Here is an 18,368-nt window from a genome sequence, read left to right as displayed (position 1 = left end):
ATCACGTATCATCGCGCTAAGCTGATCGCTTATTGAAATACTATTAGCTTAGCACATTTCCGAGTATTTTACTAGATTTACTGCATTTTGACGAAATAAAGACTCTTAAATGCTATTATGATAGTCCTTCTCACTTGAAAAAGCAAGGCTTTTGTTGTCCATAACGGTTCATCAGGAAAGAATTGCGCAAAAAAGAGGCTAGGCAAAAGGTCGTCTTTCCCTTTTGCCTAGCCTCTAAGCAATAAGCCTGGTGTGAATGAGTTCTTCCAACAGGCTTGTGGCGCTTGAAACGATTAACCTAAAGCAGCACCGTCAACTTTTCTAAGACGTCAAGCCCTCGAACGCTATCTCGGTTCTACAATCAGCTTCATCGCTGTCCGTTCTTCACCCTCTATCTGAATATCCGTAAACGCTGGGATGCAAACAAGGTCAATGCCGCTTGGAGCCACGAAGCCACGGGCAATCGCAATCGCCTTGATTGACTGATTAAGAGCGCCGGCACCTATGGCTTGTATTTCTGCTGCCCCACGTTCACGAATGACACCTGCGAGTGCCCCGGCAACAGAGTTAGGGGTTGATTTTGCTGAAACTTTTAAGACTTCCATTCCTAGTACCTCCTCTGTTAACAAAAGTGGGTTGTCCCTGAATTGATTGTCTATGCCAACTAGCATTCGTCAATCGTACAAGATGCGAGTTCTACTTCATCTTATTTCAACATTACAGCCCATATGCCTAATAGAGCAAATTAATTTGGAAGACTGACCTTGTTACATATAAAATGGATGATCGTCGTTAATTTGGATTCGCTTGATTGCTGTAGCTAACCCCGTTTTAGCATCAATATCAATCACTACTCCATTTAATTGTTCCCGTCCTGCGGCGACTTCAAACCTGACAGGCAGCGTCGTCAAAAATTTTTTCAGCACCGGTTCCTTCTCAACCCCGAGGATGCCATCATAAGGGCCGGTCATCCCGACATCTGTCAAATAAGCGGTCCCCTTTGGCAAAATCCGCTCATCCGCTGTCTGGACATGGGTATGCGTGCCAACGACAGCCGAGACACGGCCATCAAGGTACCAGCCCATCGCCTGCTTCTCGCTCGTCGCTTCTGCGTGAAAATCAACGAAAATATACGGCGTCCGCTTCCGTACCTCTGCCAATATGTCGTCGAGCTTACGAAACGGACAGTCAATCGCCGGTAAGAAGGTTCGTCCCATCGCATTGATAACGGCAATCTCCAGCTGGTTCACTTTGACGAGAGTGTAGCCTTTACCCGGTGTTCCTTCTGGATAGTTAGCCGGCCGGATTAACGCTTTCGCTTCATCAATAAATGAAAAAATTTCTTTATTGTCCCACGAGTGATTGCCAAGCGTCACGACCTGTGCGCCCGCATCAAGAAACCCTTTGTAAATTTTTTCGGTGATTCCTTTTCCGGAAGCGGCATTTTCACCATTAATAATCGTAATCGTCGGCTTGTACGCCTGCTTCAGCTTCATCGTATATTCCTTGATCATCTTGCGCCCCGGCGAACCGACCACATCACCTATAAATAAAATTCGCATATCTTTATACTCCAGTCATTTCATTTCGCTCTTAGTATGATTTGTTGAGCGTCTTTTCAAACGGCTTTTTTCAAAATCACGTGCAACTGTCCGAATCGGCCCGTTAAACAAATAAAGTGGCGAAAACCCGCCACTTTATTTTGCATACTCGACAGCCCGTGTTTCCCGAATAACAGTGACTCGGATGTGACCCGGATACTCAAGTTCATCTTCAATTTTCTTCGTAATATCTCTGGCAAGCTTATGCGCAAGGGTATCATCGACCACATCAGGACGAACCATGATCCGTACTTCACGACCTGCCTGAATCGCATATGTCTTCTCTACACCTTCAAACGATTCCGAGATCTCTTCCAGCTTCTCTAAGCGGCGAATATACGTTTCCAACGTTTCTCTTCGCGCTCCAGGACGGGCGGCAGATAACGCATCCGCTGCTGCCACAAGAGTGGCAATAATCGAAGTTGCCTCCGTATCGCCATGATGGGAAGCAATCGAATTTATGACGACCGGGTGTTCCTTGTACTTCGTCGCCAGCTCGACGCCAATTTCAACATGGCTTCCTTCGACTTCATGATCAATTGCTTTTCCGATATCATGAAGCAATCCGGCTCTTCTTGCCAGCTTCACATCTTCGCCAAGCTCAGCAGCCATCAGTCCTGTTAAATAAGCGACTTCCATTGAATGCTTCAGCACGTTTTGTCCGTAGCTTGTACGGAATTTCAGACGGCCAAGAATCTTGATCAGGTCAGGATGCAAGCCAAGAATACCCATTTCAAAGGTTGCCTGCTCTCCATACTCACGAATCGCCTCATCGACCTCACGACGTGATTTATCGACCATTTCTTCAATTCGGGCCGGATGAATCCGACCATCCTGCACGAGTTTTTCAAGAGCTGTACGGGCAATTTCACGGCGAATCGGATCAAACCCGGATAAAATAACAGCTTCCGGCGTATCATCGATAATAAGATCAATTCCCGTCAATGTTTCCAACGCACGAATATTTCTTCCTTCCCGTCCAATAATCCGGCCCTTCATTTCATCATTCGGCAATGTGACGACCGATACAGTCGTTTCAGCGACATGGTCGGCCGAACAGCGTTGAATGGCCAGTGACAGAATTTCTTTCGCCTTTTTATCAGCTTCTTCCTTCGCCTGTGTGAACCGTTCCTTCACAAGCAAAGCCGTTTCGTGCGCAAGCTCCTGTTCCACTTCGTGACGAATCGCGGTACGTGCTTCTTCGCGAGAAAATCCGGAAATACGCTCAAGCTCGGCTTGCTGCTTGGCCAAGATTTCCTCCACTTTGCTATTCATCTCTTCAATTTGTCGTTGTTTTTTGGTGAGAGATTCCTCCCTTTTTTCCAAAGACTCTTCTTTCTTATCTAAGGTTTCACTCTTCCGGTCAAGAATCTCTTCTTTTTGTACCAAACGATTCTCTTGTTTTTGAATCTCATTTCTTCGTTCACGAACCTCACGTTCTGCTTCAGTTCGAGCACGGTGCGCCTCATCCTTGATTTCTAAGAGCGCTTCCTTCTTACTCGCCTCGGCATCTCGCTTCGCATCATCAACAATTTGTTTTGCTGCATGTTCCGCACTGGAAATCTTTGCTTCAGCAATGGATTTTCGAACAAGATATCCAACAACTGCACTACCTGCAGAGACAACAAGCAAAATGGAGATGAGCCATATATAATCCATACTCTTTCACCTCCCCTTGCTATCTAATTGTTGGGTTTCAAATTTGTCATACTTTCATTAATTAAAAACGTTAGAACATGTAGACATGATCGCGGAAAAGATAAATATGACACAAAAAATTTACCGCATTCCACTTAATTTTATAGCCCACCCTGTCCAATGTCAAGTGTTGTCAATTTCAGTGACTGCGCTGATTCCGTCATGAATCGCAACCTCGTACGCTTTGTCACCGGACTGGGCGAGGTGGTAGTTATGCGTAATCATGATAATCTGCCGCTTAAACATCGTGCTTAATGATTTTAAGAATTCATATAAATAAAGGACATATTCACCCGAAACATGCTTGCCCGGCTCATCGAGCAAAAGAGACCCTGACCGTTTCGGCTGGACCGTTTCAAGCAAAGCGACGCGTAAAGCGAGCGTCACGATATCGACGACACCGCCGCCGCGGGAATCCTGCGGCCTCGTTTTCACCTTGACCCCTTCATATTCCGAGACAACGTAAAATTCAGCTACCGCCTTGCTCCCGTGTTCTTCCAATTCAATTTGAAAGGAAAAAAGCGGACCAAACACATATTGGAGCGCGTTCGTCACCAGCGTCTCAATCTGCTGTTTGGCCTGCTCTCTCGCATACTCGGCCGACTGCTGCAACAGCACGCGCGCTTTTTCATATGTATCGATCGTGTCCAGATAGCCATCGAGTTCCTTCCGTCTCGCTTTGATTTGCTCTTCCAGCAAGGCGCGCTCAGCATCAAGCCTCGTCCACTGGTCGTACGCCTTCTTCTGCCGCTGCTCAAGCCTCGCAAGACGTGCTGCAAGCTCACTCATGTTCAACCAATTCCTTTGGAATCAGCTCCCATGTCTCAGCTAGCGATCTGTCTATTTCCTGCTCCAGCCGCTGAATCTCCTGTTCCAGTTCCTCCGGCTTCACTCCCAGCTCCTCCAGCTCAGCCAAAAGACGGCTTTTCTGATTTTCCAGCTCTTCCAGCTTCGCTTCGGCCCGATACCGCATATCGCGCGCCTTATCGATCGCTTTTTTCATTTGTGCGAGCTGTTGTTCGATTGTCATACAATCACCCTCTTATTCTGATTTCGTATGGCCACAGATCGACTGTCCGCAAGTAGGGCATGTCCCGATCTCAAGCAAACGCTGGCGCCAGCGTTCCTCAGCCTGTTCCTCTTCGGCCTGCTGCGAAGCAATAAAACGCCGCCCTTCCTTAATCCGTTCACTGCATTCTTTCAGTCGCCCATGCAGCTGCTTTAGCTGTTCAAGCTTTGTGTGCCATTCGGCGATCGCCGCCTGTCTTTCAATCATGCTATCAAGCTGCGGCAGCGTATCAAGCAGCTCTGTCAGCTTCTTCTGCTGCATCTCATAGGCCGTAACCTGCTGCCTCAACCTTTGCAGCTGAGCGAGCCGCTGCTGCCTGCCGGCGATGCGCTCCATTGTCGCCTCGTCAACCTCGCTGCTGAACGCCGTTTGCTTTATTTTCCTCAACGCCTGCTCTTCTTCCTGCCGCAGGCGCTGAAAAAGCTGAGCGATTTTTTTCAGTGAATGAAGGCGCTCGACCTGAGCGAGCACAATGCTGTGCTTCTCGCCGGCCTGCCGGACCTCCGCTGTCTTCTCGATCCAGAGGCGGCAAACTTCACTCGCTTTGCGCACCTCCTCCCATCTTGCCTGCAAATGCTGAAACTGGACAAGCTGCTGACGTGAACCTGAAAGCATTTGCCATGCCTGCTGCCACTGGTCGGCCGGCTTGACAAGCTCGAGACGCTTGGAGATCGTTTCCTGTTCAAGCTGAAGCCGCTGCTGCTGCTGACGCAACTGTTCAAGCTGCTCTTTTTTTTGCAGCTTTGCTTTGATCGTTTGCACCCCTTGTTCTGTTTGATCGAGCCGTTCTTTCATGGCCGGGAGCGACTGATACGGTTCAAGCTCCCCCTCCAGCTTTTCGATCAGCTGCTCCTCCTGCTTCAACTGCTGCCTCAGCTGGGCAAGGTCCTTTGATGTATCGCGAATCGCCATGTCGAGAAAGTGGGCGCCGCTGATCCGCCCAAGCGCTTTCGCCCGAACGGTATTGGTCTGTTCAAGCAAAAAGGGCCCATCTAATTGCTGAGACAGATGAAGCATCAGTTCATGGTCGTGGTCAATCCGCATCGCTCCCATTCCGTGCGCTTCGAGCACCTCCTCAGGAACGTGGATGCCAAACCCTTCGAGGATCAAGTCTTCCTCACCGTTTTTTTGAATTGTATAGCGGTTTTTCGATGATGTTCTTTCGCGGATGATTGTTGTGCCATGATCAAAGCTGACGGTTACCCGGACAAAATCAGCGCCGACGCGGATAAAGTCGCTCCCGCGCGGCTGATTGTACAGCGCCCAGCGGATTCCTCTAAGAATCGCCGTTTTCCCGCTGTCCGACTGGCCGACAAGGACGTTCAGTCCAGCATCAAATTCGAGATATGTGTCTAAATGCGACTGAAAATTTTCCAGACGTACTGAGTGAATATTAGCCATATTCCCCGTCCTTCCATCCTTCTTCTACCTTTGTCATTCTTCGCAGCGCCTCCTGCTTCACCTTCTCATCGACGTTCTTAAGCGAAGCGATATCCTGAATAATCGCGCTCATATTCAGCGTTTGAAACTGCGAGCTTTCCTTCACCTGCTGGACAAAGCTGTGCAGCCGTTCTTCCTGATGGACCGCCTTTTCCAGAAACGAGCGGTCAAGCACCTCTTCTCCTTTTTGGGCGACCGTCACCTCGCGTTCTTCAAGCGAAATGCCTTCCTTTGAAATCGTTCCGAGCACGACCTTCGGCATTCGGCTGATTTCGGTCCAGTGGTTGTTAACCCGCGACAGAGCGCCCGGATTGCACATATACTTCCCGTTTCGCTCCTTGATTCCAAAGCCGCCGTGAAAATGTCCGGTCAAAATAATATCGGCCGTCGTTCCCCAAATATGGTCGATCAGCGTATGCGGAATGCCTTCAGGCAACGCCTTTTCAACAAGCATACTATGGACGATGTGAACGAGAATATCCGCCTCTGTTTCATTAACAGGGTAATAATCCAGCTTTGGATCGCGCTGGTCGAGATCATAATGATAAGGCTGGCCGCTAATCTGAACTTTCACCCCGTTTTTCTCAACCAGAACCGGCTGACCGGGATGAATAATTTTCATCACGCCGAAGGAATCCATTAAGCCGAGCATCGTCCGCGAAATCGTTTCGGGATTATGGCCGAACGTGTCATGATTTCCAGCTACGACATAGGTTGGCATCGCCGCCTTCATAAAAATCTTGGCAAACTGGCCGACGACATTTGGCGCCAAATCGGGACGGTCAAAGACATCGCCGCCATGGAGCAGGACATCAACCTGTTCGCGATTCGCCAGCCCAACGACTTCTTCGAGCTTCGCTTTCAACGTCTCGACATACACATCAAGCCGGTTTTTCGGCGTCGTGCCGCGAATATGAGTATCGGTTACATATAAAAATTTCATTTTACGCCTCCATTGTCGGATACGCCCTTCGTAATCTAAACGGCAAAGCGAGCAGAAAGGAAATCCGTTCCCTGCTCGCTTTGCAGATTTTACCCGCCGCTTTTAGACGTGCGTCAAAAGGGAAGAAAGGAGTTGTACACACACCTTCCTCCCCGTTACTGACCGGCTCTTGTTCCGTCGGTTACCGGAACGTCCTGTTAGTAGATTGACAGATTTCCAGCGCCCATCAAGCCTATTTCAAATCAAATGGGATTTCCTCCGGAGCTTCTGCGCTGGCAGGCTCCACTGTAATCTCTTCATTCAGGCCGTAGTGATCTCGAATTAATGTTTCGATTTCTTCCATAATCGCTTCATTTTCCTTCAGGAACTGCTTTGCATTTTCCCGCCCTTGTCCAAGTCGTTCTTCGTTAAAAGAGTACCATGCTCCGCTCTTTTGCACAATATCAAGCTCAGAGGCGATATCTAAAATCGAACCTTCGCGCGAAATGCCTTCTCCATACATAATGTCAACTTCCGCCTGTTTGAAAGGAGGAGCTACTTTGTTTTTGACGACCTTAATTCTCGTTTTGTTTCCGACCATATCGTTGCCTTGCTTTAGCGTTTCAGCACGGCGCACTTCAAGCCGGACAGAGGAATAGAACTTCAGCGCACGTCCGCCCGGAGTCGTTTCCGGATTTCCGAACATGACGCCGACCTTCTCACGAATCTGGTTAATAAAGATCGCAATCGTCTTTGATTTGTTGATCGCTCCGGACAGCTTCCGCAGCGCCTGGGACATCAGACGGGCCTGCAAACCGACGTGGCTGTCCCCCATGTCGCCTTCAATTTCCGCTTTCGGTACAAGGGCGGCCACACTGTCGATTACGATCATATCGACGGCGCCACTGCGCACGAGTGCCTCGGCGATTTCAAGCGCCTGTTCCCCCGTATCCGGCTGGGACAGCAGCAACTCGTCAATGTTTACGCCCAGCTTCTGCGCGTAAACCGGGTCGAGAGCATGCTCGGCATCAATAAAAGCCGCCTGGCCTCCCTGACGCTGGATTTCGGCAATCGCGTGAAGGGCGACCGTCGTTTTACCGGATGATTCAGGACCATATACCTCAATAACCCGGCCTTTCGGATAACCGCCCACTCCGAGGGCAATGTCAAGCGCGAGCGCGCCGCTGGAGACCGTCGAAACGCGCTGGTCCGTCTGTTCGCCGAGCTTCATAATCGAACCTTTCCCAAATTGTTTTTCGATCTGGCGCAATGCCATATCAAGAGCTGCTTTACGATCACTCATTTCCATCTCTCCTAATCATTAAAATATATAGGTAAGCCATAAAAAGCGAATCTATGTTTTGTTCTTTTCTATCATACATCTTTTCATCCCATTTGCCAATAGTTTTTACGAACATTCATTCGGGTTTGTTTACTGGAAACGCAAGGGAGGGGGAAAGAGGGAAAGGGGCCTGTCCGAAAGGGGATCGTTCCCTTTTCGGACAAGCCCGAAGCCATAATGCTTGAAAGATTTAACGCCGGGGTGCGGGAGATGGTTTGCGTTCGCGCTTCGGGCGCGGCTTGGCAGGCTCGAGGTTAACGCGCGCGCCATTAATGCGGGAGTAGCGTAACGCTTCATACACAAACGGAGCGACGTCTTCCGGCACTTCCACAAAAGTAAAGTTTTCAAAAATATCGATTCTGCCGACCTCTTTCGCCGGAATGCCGACAAGCTCGGAAATTTCATCGGCGAGAATTTTCGGCGTCATATTGACATTGCGTCCGACATTGATAAAGAAGCGGATCATGCCTTTAGCGCCTCCCGTATCGCCGAAGTTGTAGCCCGCTTCATCGGCTGACGTGTCGGTTGAGAAGTTCATCCGCAACAGCGCTGAGACGACCTCTTCCGGCGTATGCTCGGCTAAAATTTCATGAACGAGCGGGGCAAACAGCTCGGCTTCTTTTCCGCCTGAGGCAATCGTGTCAGAGATCAGCTTCTTCCACGAGTTTTGCTGTTTTTCCACAACATCCTCGATCGTCGGCACGTCCTGCGATGGAATGCTCATCTTAATTTCCTGTTCAATCGAACGAAGATGCTTCATTTCCCGCGGTGTCACAAGTGTCAGTGCCAACCCTTTGCGTCCTGCGCGGCCTGTCCGTCCAATCCGGTGAACATAGCTTTCCGGATCCTGCGGAATGTCGTAGTTAATGACATGCGTCACGTTCTCGACATCAATTCCCCGGGCTGCCACATCTGTCGCAATCAAAAATTCAATCGACGAATCGCGGAATTTTTTCATGACGGCATCGCGCTGAGGCTGGGTTAAGTCACCATGTAAACCGTCAGCCAAATACCCTCTCGCCTGGAGAGCCTCGGTCAGCTCGGCTACACCCTTTTTCGTCCGGCAGAACAAAATACCAAGCTCGACATCCTCGCTGTCAATAATCCGGCAGAGGGAGTCAATCTTATTCCGCTCAAGCACTTTATAATACATCTGGTTGATTAAAGGGGCCGTTACCTCTCCTTTATTAATGGAAACCGTTTTCGGCGAGTTCATATACTTGCGTGACAGCTTCTTAATCGCCGGAGGCATCGTCGCTGAAAACAACAGCGTCTGCCGCTCATTATTCACCTGACGCAAAATCGCTTCAATATCATCAACAAACCCCATATCGAGCATTTCGTCGGCTTCATCAAGCACGACTGTATGCACCTGGTCAAGCTTCAATGTCTGACGGCGCAAATGGTCGAGAATCCGCCCTGGCGTCCCGATCGCAACCTGGACTCCCTGCTTCAGCGCGCGGATTTGATGACCGATCGATTGCCCGCCGTATATCGGCAGCGTCCGGATGTTTTTGTAGGCCGACAGCTTCTGAAGCTCGCCGGACACCTGGATCGCCAGCTCGCGGGTCGGCGTTAAAATCAACGCTTGCACATAACGGTCAGCTGTAACTTTATCGACAATCGGAATTCCGAATGCCGCCGTCTTCCCTGTCCCTGTCTGAGCCTGCCCGACGACATCCCCTCCTTCTAAAATAACAGGGATGGCTTTCTCCTGAATCGGAGACGGCTCCTCAAAGCCCATGTCTTTAATTGCTCGCTTAATTAAGTCTGAAATTTGAAAGTCATTAAAATACATTGTCATTCTGTTTTATTCCACCTTTTCAATTCGTTCAACAAATAAAAGCATCCATATTTGATCGCCCGGTCTCGGACGGCCTCACGTCCCCCGGCAAGGGTCAGCTCAAAGCTGAGCGGCTCCTCTGTCAGACCGGCCAGACCGATAAAAACCGTTCCCGGTTCCTTGTTTTCCTGCAGTCCGGGACCGGCAACTCCTGTAAAACTGATCGCGATATCCGCCTGATACTGTTCTTTGGCACAGGCTGCCATTTCCCGCGCGCATTGATGGCTGATGACCCCATACTCAGCAATCACTTTCTTCGACACGCCGAGGACATTTTCCTTCACTTCCGTCGAATAAGCAACGCTTCCTCCGCGGACGACCTTGGATGAGCCTGGAAAGGCAGTCAGTCTGCCGGAAAACAAGCCTCCCGTTATGCTTTCCGCTGCTGCTATCGTAGCGTTTTTTTCAACCAATTGCAAAAAAACCTGTTCGATCAGCGATGTTTCATCATAGCCGTATAAATAAGCGCCGACGCGATCGGTAATTTTTTTCTCTGTTTCATCAAGCAGTCTGATCCGCTCACCCGGATCGGCATGCTTAACCGTCAGCCGCAGCGTGACTTCCCCTTCACTCGCCAGCGGGGCAATCGTCGGGTTCGTCTGGGCATCGAGCAAATCTTCAAGCTCCGTTTCCAGCTGCGACTCGCCGATATCAAAAAAGCGCAGCACCCGCGACTGGATCGCCGCCTGTTCGCCTGATCCGCTGACTAAATAAGGGATCAGTTCATTTTTGAACATCGGCTGCATTTCCTTCGGCGGTCCCGGCAGGAGGATAATCATTTTCTTGTCGACAGTAATCACCATGCCGGGCGCCATCCCGAAATGGTTGGCCAGCACCTTGCTCCCTTCCACGACAAGCGCCTGCTTGCGGTTATTCGGCGTCATCACCCTGTTTCTTCTTTCAAAAAAAGCCTCAATCGAACGAAGCGATTCTTCATCATGGACGAGCTTTTTCCCTAAAAATTCAGCTACGGTTTCCTTTGTCAAATCATCCTTCGTCGGGCCGAGCCCTCCTGTAACGATCACGACATCGGCGCGCTCGTGCGCCTGCTTCAGCGTGTCATAAAAGCGCTGCTTATTATCGCCGACCGTCGATTGAAAAAACACGTTAATGCCAAGATGAGCGAGCTCCTGTGAAAGATAAACGGCATTCGTGTTTACAATTTGTCCAAGCAGAAGTTCCGAGCCAACTGAAATGAGTTCAGCATTCATATCATCAACCGCCCTATTTGGATTTTAGAAGAATATGTTTGTTCTTTTGAAAATAATCAACACCGGACCAGATCGTTAAAATCGTCGCAATCCAGATCGCAAGCATATCAAAAGGCAAAGACAGCGCTTGAAACGGCCAATTATGTAACATCAAGGCAGAGATCGCCACGATTTGCGCCACCGTTTTTAATTTCCCTAGCGGACTGGCGGCAATCACTTCCCCGTCTGCGGCTGCTACAAGCCGGATTCCCGTCACGGCAAACTCCCGGCTAATAATGACGATCGCCATCCATGCAGGAAGCAGCTGCAATTCGACCAGGGCAATTAACGCTGCCGTGATCAGCAATTTGTCTGCCAGCGGATCAAGAAACTTGCCGAAGTTCGTAATCAAGTTCAGCTTGCGCGCGTAATACCCGTCAAGCCAATCGGTTGCCGAAGCAATGATAAAGATTAACGCCGCGATAAAATGGGCGACAGGCATCGTCGTTCCGAGAAAAACAAAGTCGCCGAATGGCAATGGAGCGAGTAAAAAAATCATAAACAAAGGGATAAGAAAGATGCGTGAAATCGTAATTTTGTTAGGTAAATTCAAAATGTTCCCTTCCTTCAAAACAATGATCAAGTAAACAGCCGCACTGTTATTATATACGATTCATCCCCATATTTGTAACCAAAACCACTTTTTCCTGAAACGCTGCGACCCGAAAAGCAAAACAGGTTGCCGAACAGCTTCTAACAGAAGACTTCGTTCGACAACCTGGAAAAGCAAACGCTCTGCTTTCAAATCATCAGCTGTTTTGACCCACAACCGTAATAGTGACCTTTTGATGAACGATATCAAGCGGGAATTCAAGCCGTTCACCATTAATGTAAAGCTCGACGTATGGAGAAGCACCGAAGTTAAACAAAACCTCTTCCTCCGCCGCCAGCTCATCGAAGGTCAACACTTCGCCTTCCGTTGGCATCCCGGTAAAGAACGTATGCCCTAACGCATTTTTCACATCGATATGAGATGTGCCTGTTAGCTCAATCCTTACATCGTCCAGCTGACCATTTTCCAATTGGTAATAAGACGTATTGCCGCTGCTTTCAATAAATGTAAGCTCTGTTTCCGGCTCTGGGGGCTCCTGTTCCTCCTGCTCCTCTTCATCCGGCTCCGAAGCAGGCGGCTCTTCCTCCGCACTATTTTCCTCTTCCTCCGGCTCTGTGCCTACTTCATCCGAGGAATCGAGTTCGACATTTTCATTCATGTCCGGCGGAACGGCCTCGCCGCCGTCGCCTCCCCAGCCCATCGATTGCGCTAACAGCCAAATCAGGACGACTACCACAATGACCCCGGCGATCCCGAGCACTGCGGGAAGCAGCGTATTGCCACGCGTCCGCTTTTTCGGCGTAACGGCCGTCTTTTTCGTCCGTTCAGAGCGCGATGGCAAGGCGACCGTTTCCTGCTGAGGATTGGGCAACTCATTGCGGTATTGATCAAATAAAGGCTCTGGATCAAGACCGATTGATTCCGCATATGTCTTCACAAATGCCCTGGCGTAAAACAGTCCTGGAAGCGTCTCGTATCTCCCCTCTTCAATCGCAACGAGATAGCGCTTTTGAATCTTTGTCGTCCGCTGAAGATCTTCTAACGTGATCTGCTTCTGCTCCCGGACTTGCTTTAAATATTGACCTAGTTCTGACATCATACCACCTACCTACACCTTAGCTTATATCAAAAGAGGAAAAGCCCGATTCAACTACTTCGTATGTGATCTCTTCTTTTTCATCATTTCTGAGTTCGATAATGCAATCAAAATCATCCAACTCATACTCTGTCTCCCGTACAAAAATATCAGGATGCTCGACTACTTTCACGGCAGGAAGTCGCATGATATCCCGAACAAGCATACGGTGCTTTTCGGTCGAGCGCATCGTTGTCACAATCCCGTCAATGATAAAGATATGATCCTCACTTAACTCATCATCAGCCAGCTGACTTCTCACCGTTTGCCGCAGCAATGTCGAAGAAATAAAAGACCATCTTTTGTTGGCACAGACACTGGCAGCGACAATCGACTCTGTCTTTCCGACACGAGGCATTCCCCGAATCCCAACAAGCAAATGCCCTTCCCGCTTGTACAGTTCCGCCATGAAATCGACAAGCAGACCAAGCTCCGTCCGGATAAAACGGAACGTTTTGCGGTCATCGGCATCCCGCTCAATATAGCGGCCATGACGAATCGCCAGACGATCGCGGACGCGCGGCTCCCTGAATTTCGTAACCTTAATATCCTCGATCGTTTCTAAAATCGCCCTGAATCTCGCCACTTGATCGTCACTTTTACTGCGAATCAGCATACCGCGTAACATCCCGTCAACGCCGTTGATCGTGACGATATTGATTTTCAGCATACCAAGCAACGACGAAATATCGCCGAGAAGCCCAGGTCTGTTCTTATGTATATGATATTCTAAATACCATTCTTTTACATCATCCATTTATGCCACCCTTTACTGCAATGATAAATCTGGATACGAAGGAGACGATTCGCTGCCACCTGGTATTCTCTACCTTTCATGATAATGGATTTTCGTCACAAATGAAAGAACTTTGTCGGAAATAAAACAGGTTTCTCGTTTCTCCCGCTCCATTCTTATGAAAAAAAGAGAAGGACTTGTCCCTAAAGGTTGAATGTGACCTTTTGGAACAAGTCCAAAGCAATATCCATCGTCTCCTGCTGTTGAAAAGCTCGTCCCGGAATTTTTCTTCGGTGCGGCCTTCGCGCAAAATGGACCTGCGGTGTTTTCCGCGATAAACCCGGCGTCTACTAGCGGGTCTGCTTAACGAGTGCCGTTATTTTGCACAAGCTTGACCATCATATTGGCTATCGCATGCTGCTCCTGTTCATCGGCTACGCGCCAAAGGTCGGCTAGGATACGCTCTTGTTCGTTTTTCGGTTCAACCTGCTGCGACAAATATTCACCAACTTGATAAGCAACATCAGAGATAACATTTTCACTCATCCCTTCGTCCTCCGCCTGATGAAGACGATCACCCAAGAAATTTTTCCATTGATCCCAATTGTCTAATACAGACATGTAAATTCCTCCTTGATAATGTACTTCATTCTATATTTTTTCTAAGGCAGGGAAAAATTATGCATGAAAATGTTTTTAACAATGCCACGCGCCATTGACCGAAAGGATGTGCCCATTTATGTAAGTCGCTTTACCTGACGTTAAAAAACGAACCGTGGCTGCAATCTCCTCCGGCCGGCCAAGCCGGTTTGCCGGAATATCCTCGATCAGGCTTTCGCGATCGATCCCGTTCAGCATCTCCGTCTCAATTGCCCCGGGAGCGATGCCATTGACCTGAATCCGGCTCGGTGCGACTTCCTTCGCCAGCCCTTTCACAAAGCCGTTCAAACCGCTTTTCGCCGCGGAATAGGCGACCTCACATGCCGCGCCCGTCTGACCCCAAATCGACGAGATGATGACGATGTTTCCCGCCTGCCTAGACAGCATCCCCGGCAGCAGCGCCTTCGTAATATGCATCGGATTAAGCAGGTGAATGTTCATCAGCTGCTCGATTTCAGCTTTTGTCATTTCGGTAAACAAGCCGGCATGGCTCGTTCCGGCATTGTGAATGACCGTATCGATCGCGGCGTACGAAGGCAGCGCGGAAAGCAGCTGTTCATCGCCGTCTTCACGCGCGAGGTCGGCACAAATATACGTAACTTCAGCTCCGCTTTGCCGGCAAGCTTCGCCGACGGCTTCCACCTTTTCTCGCTGGGTCGCATAATGCAAAAAAAGAGAGCAGCCTGGAGCAGCCAGCTCTCTTGCAATCGCCTGGCCGATCCCGCCCGATGCTCCCGTAAGTAAAATCTGCTTTCTCATTATTGGTTGTACCCTTCCGCCATCACCTGGCAAACAGTAAAGCGCTCAAATTGAAAATGGTCGGCAAGCACCTGCTGAAGCTCATCAACCGTTACGCTTTCCAACACAGGTACGACATCAAATAAATTCATCTCATTAAATTGATAGCGCGTAAACTGATTGGCGATATACTCAGGGGAATTAAGCGATCGCAGGAAGGAGCCGATTTTCTTTTTTACCACGCGGTCGACTTCTTCTTTTACTAAAGCGGTCTGCTTGAAGCTCTCAACCATCTCCTGCAAACGCTCGGCGAGTTTGTCCGGGTGCTTCGTATCCCCGCCGATAATCGTAAAGCCAAAGCCCTGTTCAGCCGAATGATCGAAAGAAAAGGAATCATCGATCAAGCCTTCTTCGAGCAACGTCTGGTAATTTTCCGAGCTTTGCCCGAACATGACATCGAGCAGCACAGAGACCGAGAGTTCGCGCTTTAACAGCTCTTTTCCTTGACGGTCAGCTCCCTTTTCCTTAAAGCCGACGAGGCATTTCGGCGTTTGCACGGGCATCGTGATCACATGCTTGCTTCGGGCCACTGTCTCCGGCTCCTCGTCAAAATAACGCTGAAGCTCGGTCGGCTCGGCAAATTCCTTGCTTGCCTGATTCTCTTTGATTTGCGCCATGATCGCCTCCGGATCGACTGGCCCTACTACGAACAGCAGCATATTGTTCGGATGGTAGAACGTTTCATAGCATGTGTAAAGCAAATCCTTTGTAATATGGGAAATCGATTCGATCGTACCGGCGATGTCGATCTTCACCGGGTGGGTATGAAACATATTTTCAATCACGCCAAAATAAGCGCGCCAATCCGGGTTATCGTCATACATCGTAATTTCCTGATTGATGATCCCCTTTTCTTTCTCGACGCTTTCCTCGGTAAAATAAGGGTGCTGCACGAAATCAAGCAGTGTATCGAGGTTTTTTTCGACATTCGTCGTGCTTGAGAATAAGTAAGCTGTGCGGGTAAAGCTCGTGAAGGCATTAGCCGAGGCCCCCTGCTTGCTGAAATCCTGGAATACATCACCGTCTTCATCCTCAAACATTTTATGTTCCAGGAAGTGGGCAATGCCGTCAGGAACCTGAATCGCTTCGTCTTTTCCAAGCGGTAAAAAATGATTGTCGACTGACCCGTACTTCGTCGTAAAGGTAGCGAACGTTTTATTAAAGCCTTCCTTCGGCAAAATGTAGACGCTTAACCCGTTTTCAAGCGTTTCATGGTAGAGTGTTTCCTCCAATTGTGAAAAATGAACAGGCTTCACGGCACTCACTCCTTTCCTTTTAAAAAGTAAATCGTATCAAGCTTGACATGTTTGGCAACGCGGACAATATCTTCTTTCGTCACAGCATCAACCTGCTCAAGCCACTCTGACAGCGTGCGCTTGCTGCCGCTGATCACCTGGTGGTAAAGAAGTTCAACATAGCCGCGCGCCACATCTGCCGTTTCGAGAATTTGATTTTTCAGCATCGCCTTCGTCTGCTCGACTTCGTCCGTGCTGAAGTCGCCCTGCTGCATCGCCGCAAATTGCTCTTTAATAATTTCGACAGCGCGTTCATATTTTGCAAATTCGATTCCGGACATGACCATCATGATCCCTTTATGGCTTTCAAGCCGTGAGGCCGCATAATAAGCGAGGCTTTCCTTTTCGCGAACATTGATAAAAAGCTTTGAATGAGAAAAGCCGCCAAACAGGCCGTTGCAAACTTGCATCGCCACATAATCTTCGTCGCTGTAGGTGAGATACGTGCGGAATCCAATGTGAAGCTTGCCTTGCTTAACGTCCTGCGCTTCGTGAACGACGCGAATCTCATCAACATCGGGGCTTTCGGTCGTCACTAATTGGTTTGCCGGCTTATTGATCGCGATCAGCGGGGCAAACGCTTCTCTCACATCGGCAAGAGCCTGCTCTTCCTCAAACGAGCCAACGAGATAAAGATCAAACTGATTCGTCCGGATCGCGTTAACATAGTAGTCGTGCAACGACTCGGCAGTGATCGCCTGAACCTCTTCTGCCGTTCCGAAGGCGGTTAACGCAAACCGCTCCCCTTTACACATTTCTTCCGTAACCCGCACATTCGCATAGCGCATTTTATCGTCATAGACCGATTCGATCCGCTGAATGAGGGAACGCTTCTCCGTTTCCAGCACTGAGTTCACGAACGTGTCGCCCTCAAGACGCGGGTGGAGCAGAATTTCGGCAAGCAAGGTCGTCGCCTGCTTTAACAATGGAGTGGAATCAGACAAGAACTGCTCATTTGCCACCTCTAACCGCAGCGTGATAATGTGCTGTTCTCCTTTTTTTTGGACATCCGTTGTGAACAGGGCGCCGTACATCTCGTCCAGCGTCTGGCGCAGCTCCTTCCGCGAAGGCCTCGACGCCGTACCGTTTTGCAGCACCTGAGGAAGCAAGGCCCGCAGCGCAACCGTTTCCTGTTCCAGCGGGGCTTTCATCATCATGATTAATGAGGTTGTCTTATATTTATCCGTCGGGACTGTGTGGATCGTCATCTGATCACAGCTATGGATCTTCTCTGTTAACGGCTTCATCTACTCATCTCCTTTTTCAGCCAGTCAGCTTAGGTTATGCTTTCACCCTTTTTCTTACAACATGAAACTTAAATTTATCGGCACGAAAATAATTTAACGAATAGAGCAGCGGCTGTTCAAGCTGGTCATAATGCATTTGCTTCAGCAGCAGCAACGAGGATTCCGGGTCGCATTCTAAAATTTCCGAGACGTGCTCATGATAGCCGATTGGCTCGATATAGGTAACGGCATGGGTAATCGTCCGCCCGATCTCTTCAAGAAAACGGAAAATTGACTTTGTTTCATGGATCGAATGGTTTTCAACAAGCTGGTTCGGAATTTGATCCAGACAGTAAACAACCGGCGTTCCGTCCGCCGTACGAACCCGTTCGATTTCCATAATCTCGGCGAGGTCTTCCTGCGCGAATTTGCGCCGGTCTTCCTCCGTTGCCGGCTGCACCGAAGAGGACAAAAAGATCGTCCCTGGAGTCATATTCGCCTGAATGATCATATCCGTCACACTGTACATTTCCTCGATTCCGGCCGTAAACAACGGCTTGGAATGAACAAATGTCCCGACTCCATGACGGCGGATGACAACGCCTTCTTCCTCAAGAATCCGCAGCGCCTCCCGCAGCGTCGCCCGGCTGACCCCAAGCTGTTTGGAGAGCTCGAATTCGGATGGCAGCTTTTCCCCTTCTTCATACACCTTCTTATCAATATCTTCTTTGATGCGGTCAATGACTTGTAAATATAGAGGCCGTTGATCCGTTTTAATCATACTCTCCACTCCTTTTCAT

18 protein-coding genes are annotated in these 18,368 nt (G+C 49.3%); all 18 read right to left on the bottom strand.

Going from position 1 to position 18,368, the window contains the following annotated elements; all coding sequences use genetic code 11:
* Nucleotides 1–344: 344 nt before the first annotated feature.
* Complete coding sequence (locus M3202_RS04180) at nucleotides 345–605, bottom strand: stage V sporulation protein S (RefSeq protein ID WP_251192219.1); 261 nt, start codon at nucleotides 603–605, stop codon at nucleotides 345–347.
* A 162-nt stretch (nucleotides 606–767) separates the two neighbouring features.
* Nucleotides 768–1,562, bottom strand: a complete 795-nt coding sequence (locus tag M3202_RS04175) for a TIGR00282 family metallophosphoesterase (protein ID WP_251222082.1) — start codon at nucleotides 1,560–1,562, stop codon at nucleotides 768–770.
* Between the two features lie 135 nt (nucleotides 1,563–1,697).
* Nucleotides 1,698–3,260, bottom strand: coding sequence for a ribonuclease Y (gene rny, locus M3202_RS04170; protein ID WP_251222081.1), 1,563 nt, complete (start codon nucleotides 3,258–3,260; stop codon nucleotides 1,698–1,700).
* A gap of 162 nt (nucleotides 3,261–3,422) precedes the next feature.
* Complete coding sequence (locus tag M3202_RS04165; RefSeq protein WP_251222080.1) at nucleotides 3,423–4,088, bottom strand: OLD family protein; 666 nt, start codon at nucleotides 4,086–4,088, stop codon at nucleotides 3,423–3,425.
* Nucleotides 4,081–4,329 (bottom strand): hypothetical protein, encoded by a 249-nt coding sequence (locus tag M3202_RS04160; protein WP_251222079.1) that lies wholly within the window; start codon nucleotides 4,327–4,329, stop codon nucleotides 4,081–4,083. Before M3202_RS04160 ends, M3202_RS04165 begins: the two co-directional genes overlap by 8 nt.
* Before the next feature lie 12 nt (nucleotides 4,330–4,341).
* On the bottom strand, nucleotides 4,342–5,769 hold the full coding sequence (locus tag M3202_RS04155) for an AAA family ATPase (protein ID WP_251222078.1): 1,428 nt from the start codon (nucleotides 5,767–5,769) through the stop codon (nucleotides 4,342–4,344).
* The gene (locus M3202_RS04150; protein WP_251222077.1) at nucleotides 5,762–6,751 is read right to left on the bottom strand and encodes a metallophosphoesterase family protein; all 990 of its coding nucleotides are present in this window, start codon (nucleotides 6,749–6,751) and stop codon (nucleotides 5,762–5,764) included. The genes M3202_RS04155 and M3202_RS04150 overlap by 8 nt, the downstream gene beginning before the upstream one ends.
* Nucleotides 6,752–6,983: 232 nt before the next feature.
* Entirely contained in the window at nucleotides 6,984–8,033 is a 1,050-nt protein-coding gene (gene recA, locus M3202_RS04145; RefSeq protein WP_251192212.1) for a recombinase RecA, read from the bottom strand.
* Nucleotides 8,034–8,262: 229 nt separating this feature from the next.
* Nucleotides 8,263–9,876, bottom strand: coding sequence for a DEAD/DEAH box helicase (locus M3202_RS04140; RefSeq protein ID WP_251222076.1), 1,614 nt, complete (start codon nucleotides 9,874–9,876; stop codon nucleotides 8,263–8,265).
* Nucleotides 9,873–11,126: a competence/damage-inducible protein A gene (locus tag M3202_RS04135; RefSeq protein WP_251222075.1), complete on the bottom strand. Its 1,254-nt coding sequence runs from the start codon at nucleotides 11,124–11,126 to the stop codon at nucleotides 9,873–9,875. Before M3202_RS04135 ends, M3202_RS04140 begins: the two co-directional genes overlap by 4 nt.
* Before the next feature lie 13 nt (nucleotides 11,127–11,139).
* Complete coding sequence (gene pgsA / locus M3202_RS04130) at nucleotides 11,140–11,718, bottom strand: CDP-diacylglycerol--glycerol-3-phosphate 3-phosphatidyltransferase (protein WP_251222074.1); 579 nt, start codon at nucleotides 11,716–11,718, stop codon at nucleotides 11,140–11,142.
* A gap of 196 nt (nucleotides 11,719–11,914) precedes the next feature.
* Nucleotides 11,915–12,814: a helix-turn-helix domain-containing protein gene (locus M3202_RS04125; RefSeq protein ID WP_251222073.1), complete on the bottom strand. Its 900-nt coding sequence runs from the start codon at nucleotides 12,812–12,814 to the stop codon at nucleotides 11,915–11,917.
* Between the two features lie 19 nt (nucleotides 12,815–12,833).
* Nucleotides 12,834–13,610, bottom strand: coding sequence for a DUF3388 domain-containing protein (locus M3202_RS04120; RefSeq protein ID WP_251222072.1), 777 nt, complete (start codon nucleotides 13,608–13,610; stop codon nucleotides 12,834–12,836).
* 342 nt (nucleotides 13,611–13,952) lie between these two features.
* Entirely contained in the window at nucleotides 13,953–14,210 is a 258-nt protein-coding gene (locus M3202_RS04115) for a DUF3243 domain-containing protein (protein WP_251222071.1), read from the bottom strand.
* A gap of 75 nt (nucleotides 14,211–14,285) precedes the next feature.
* On the bottom strand, nucleotides 14,286–15,008 hold the full coding sequence (gene ymfI / locus M3202_RS04110; protein WP_251222070.1) for an elongation factor P 5-aminopentanone reductase: 723 nt from the start codon (nucleotides 15,006–15,008) through the stop codon (nucleotides 14,286–14,288).
* Nucleotides 15,008–16,303, bottom strand: coding sequence for an EF-P 5-aminopentanol modification-associated protein YfmH (gene yfmH, locus M3202_RS04105; RefSeq protein WP_251222069.1), 1,296 nt, complete (start codon nucleotides 16,301–16,303; stop codon nucleotides 15,008–15,010). The genes ymfI and yfmH overlap by 1 nt, the downstream gene beginning before the upstream one ends.
* 5 nt (nucleotides 16,304–16,308) lie before the next feature.
* The gene (yfmF, locus tag M3202_RS04100) at nucleotides 16,309–17,589 is read right to left on the bottom strand and encodes an EF-P 5-aminopentanol modification-associated protein YfmF (RefSeq protein WP_251222068.1); all 1,281 of its coding nucleotides are present in this window, start codon (nucleotides 17,587–17,589) and stop codon (nucleotides 16,309–16,311) included.
* Between the two features lie 34 nt (nucleotides 17,590–17,623).
* Entirely contained in the window at nucleotides 17,624–18,349 is a 726-nt protein-coding gene (locus M3202_RS04095; RefSeq protein ID WP_251222067.1) for a GntR family transcriptional regulator, read from the bottom strand.
* Between the last annotated feature and the right edge of the window lie 19 nt (nucleotides 18,350–18,368).

It is taken from the genome of Halalkalibacter oceani, from assembly GCF_023715605.1.
Lineage (GTDB): Bacteria > Bacillota > Bacilli > Bacillales > Bacillaceae_D > Halalkalibacter > Halalkalibacter oceani.
Note: the sequence above shows the minus strand (reverse complement) of the source record. Positions and strands in the feature narration are given on the sequence as shown.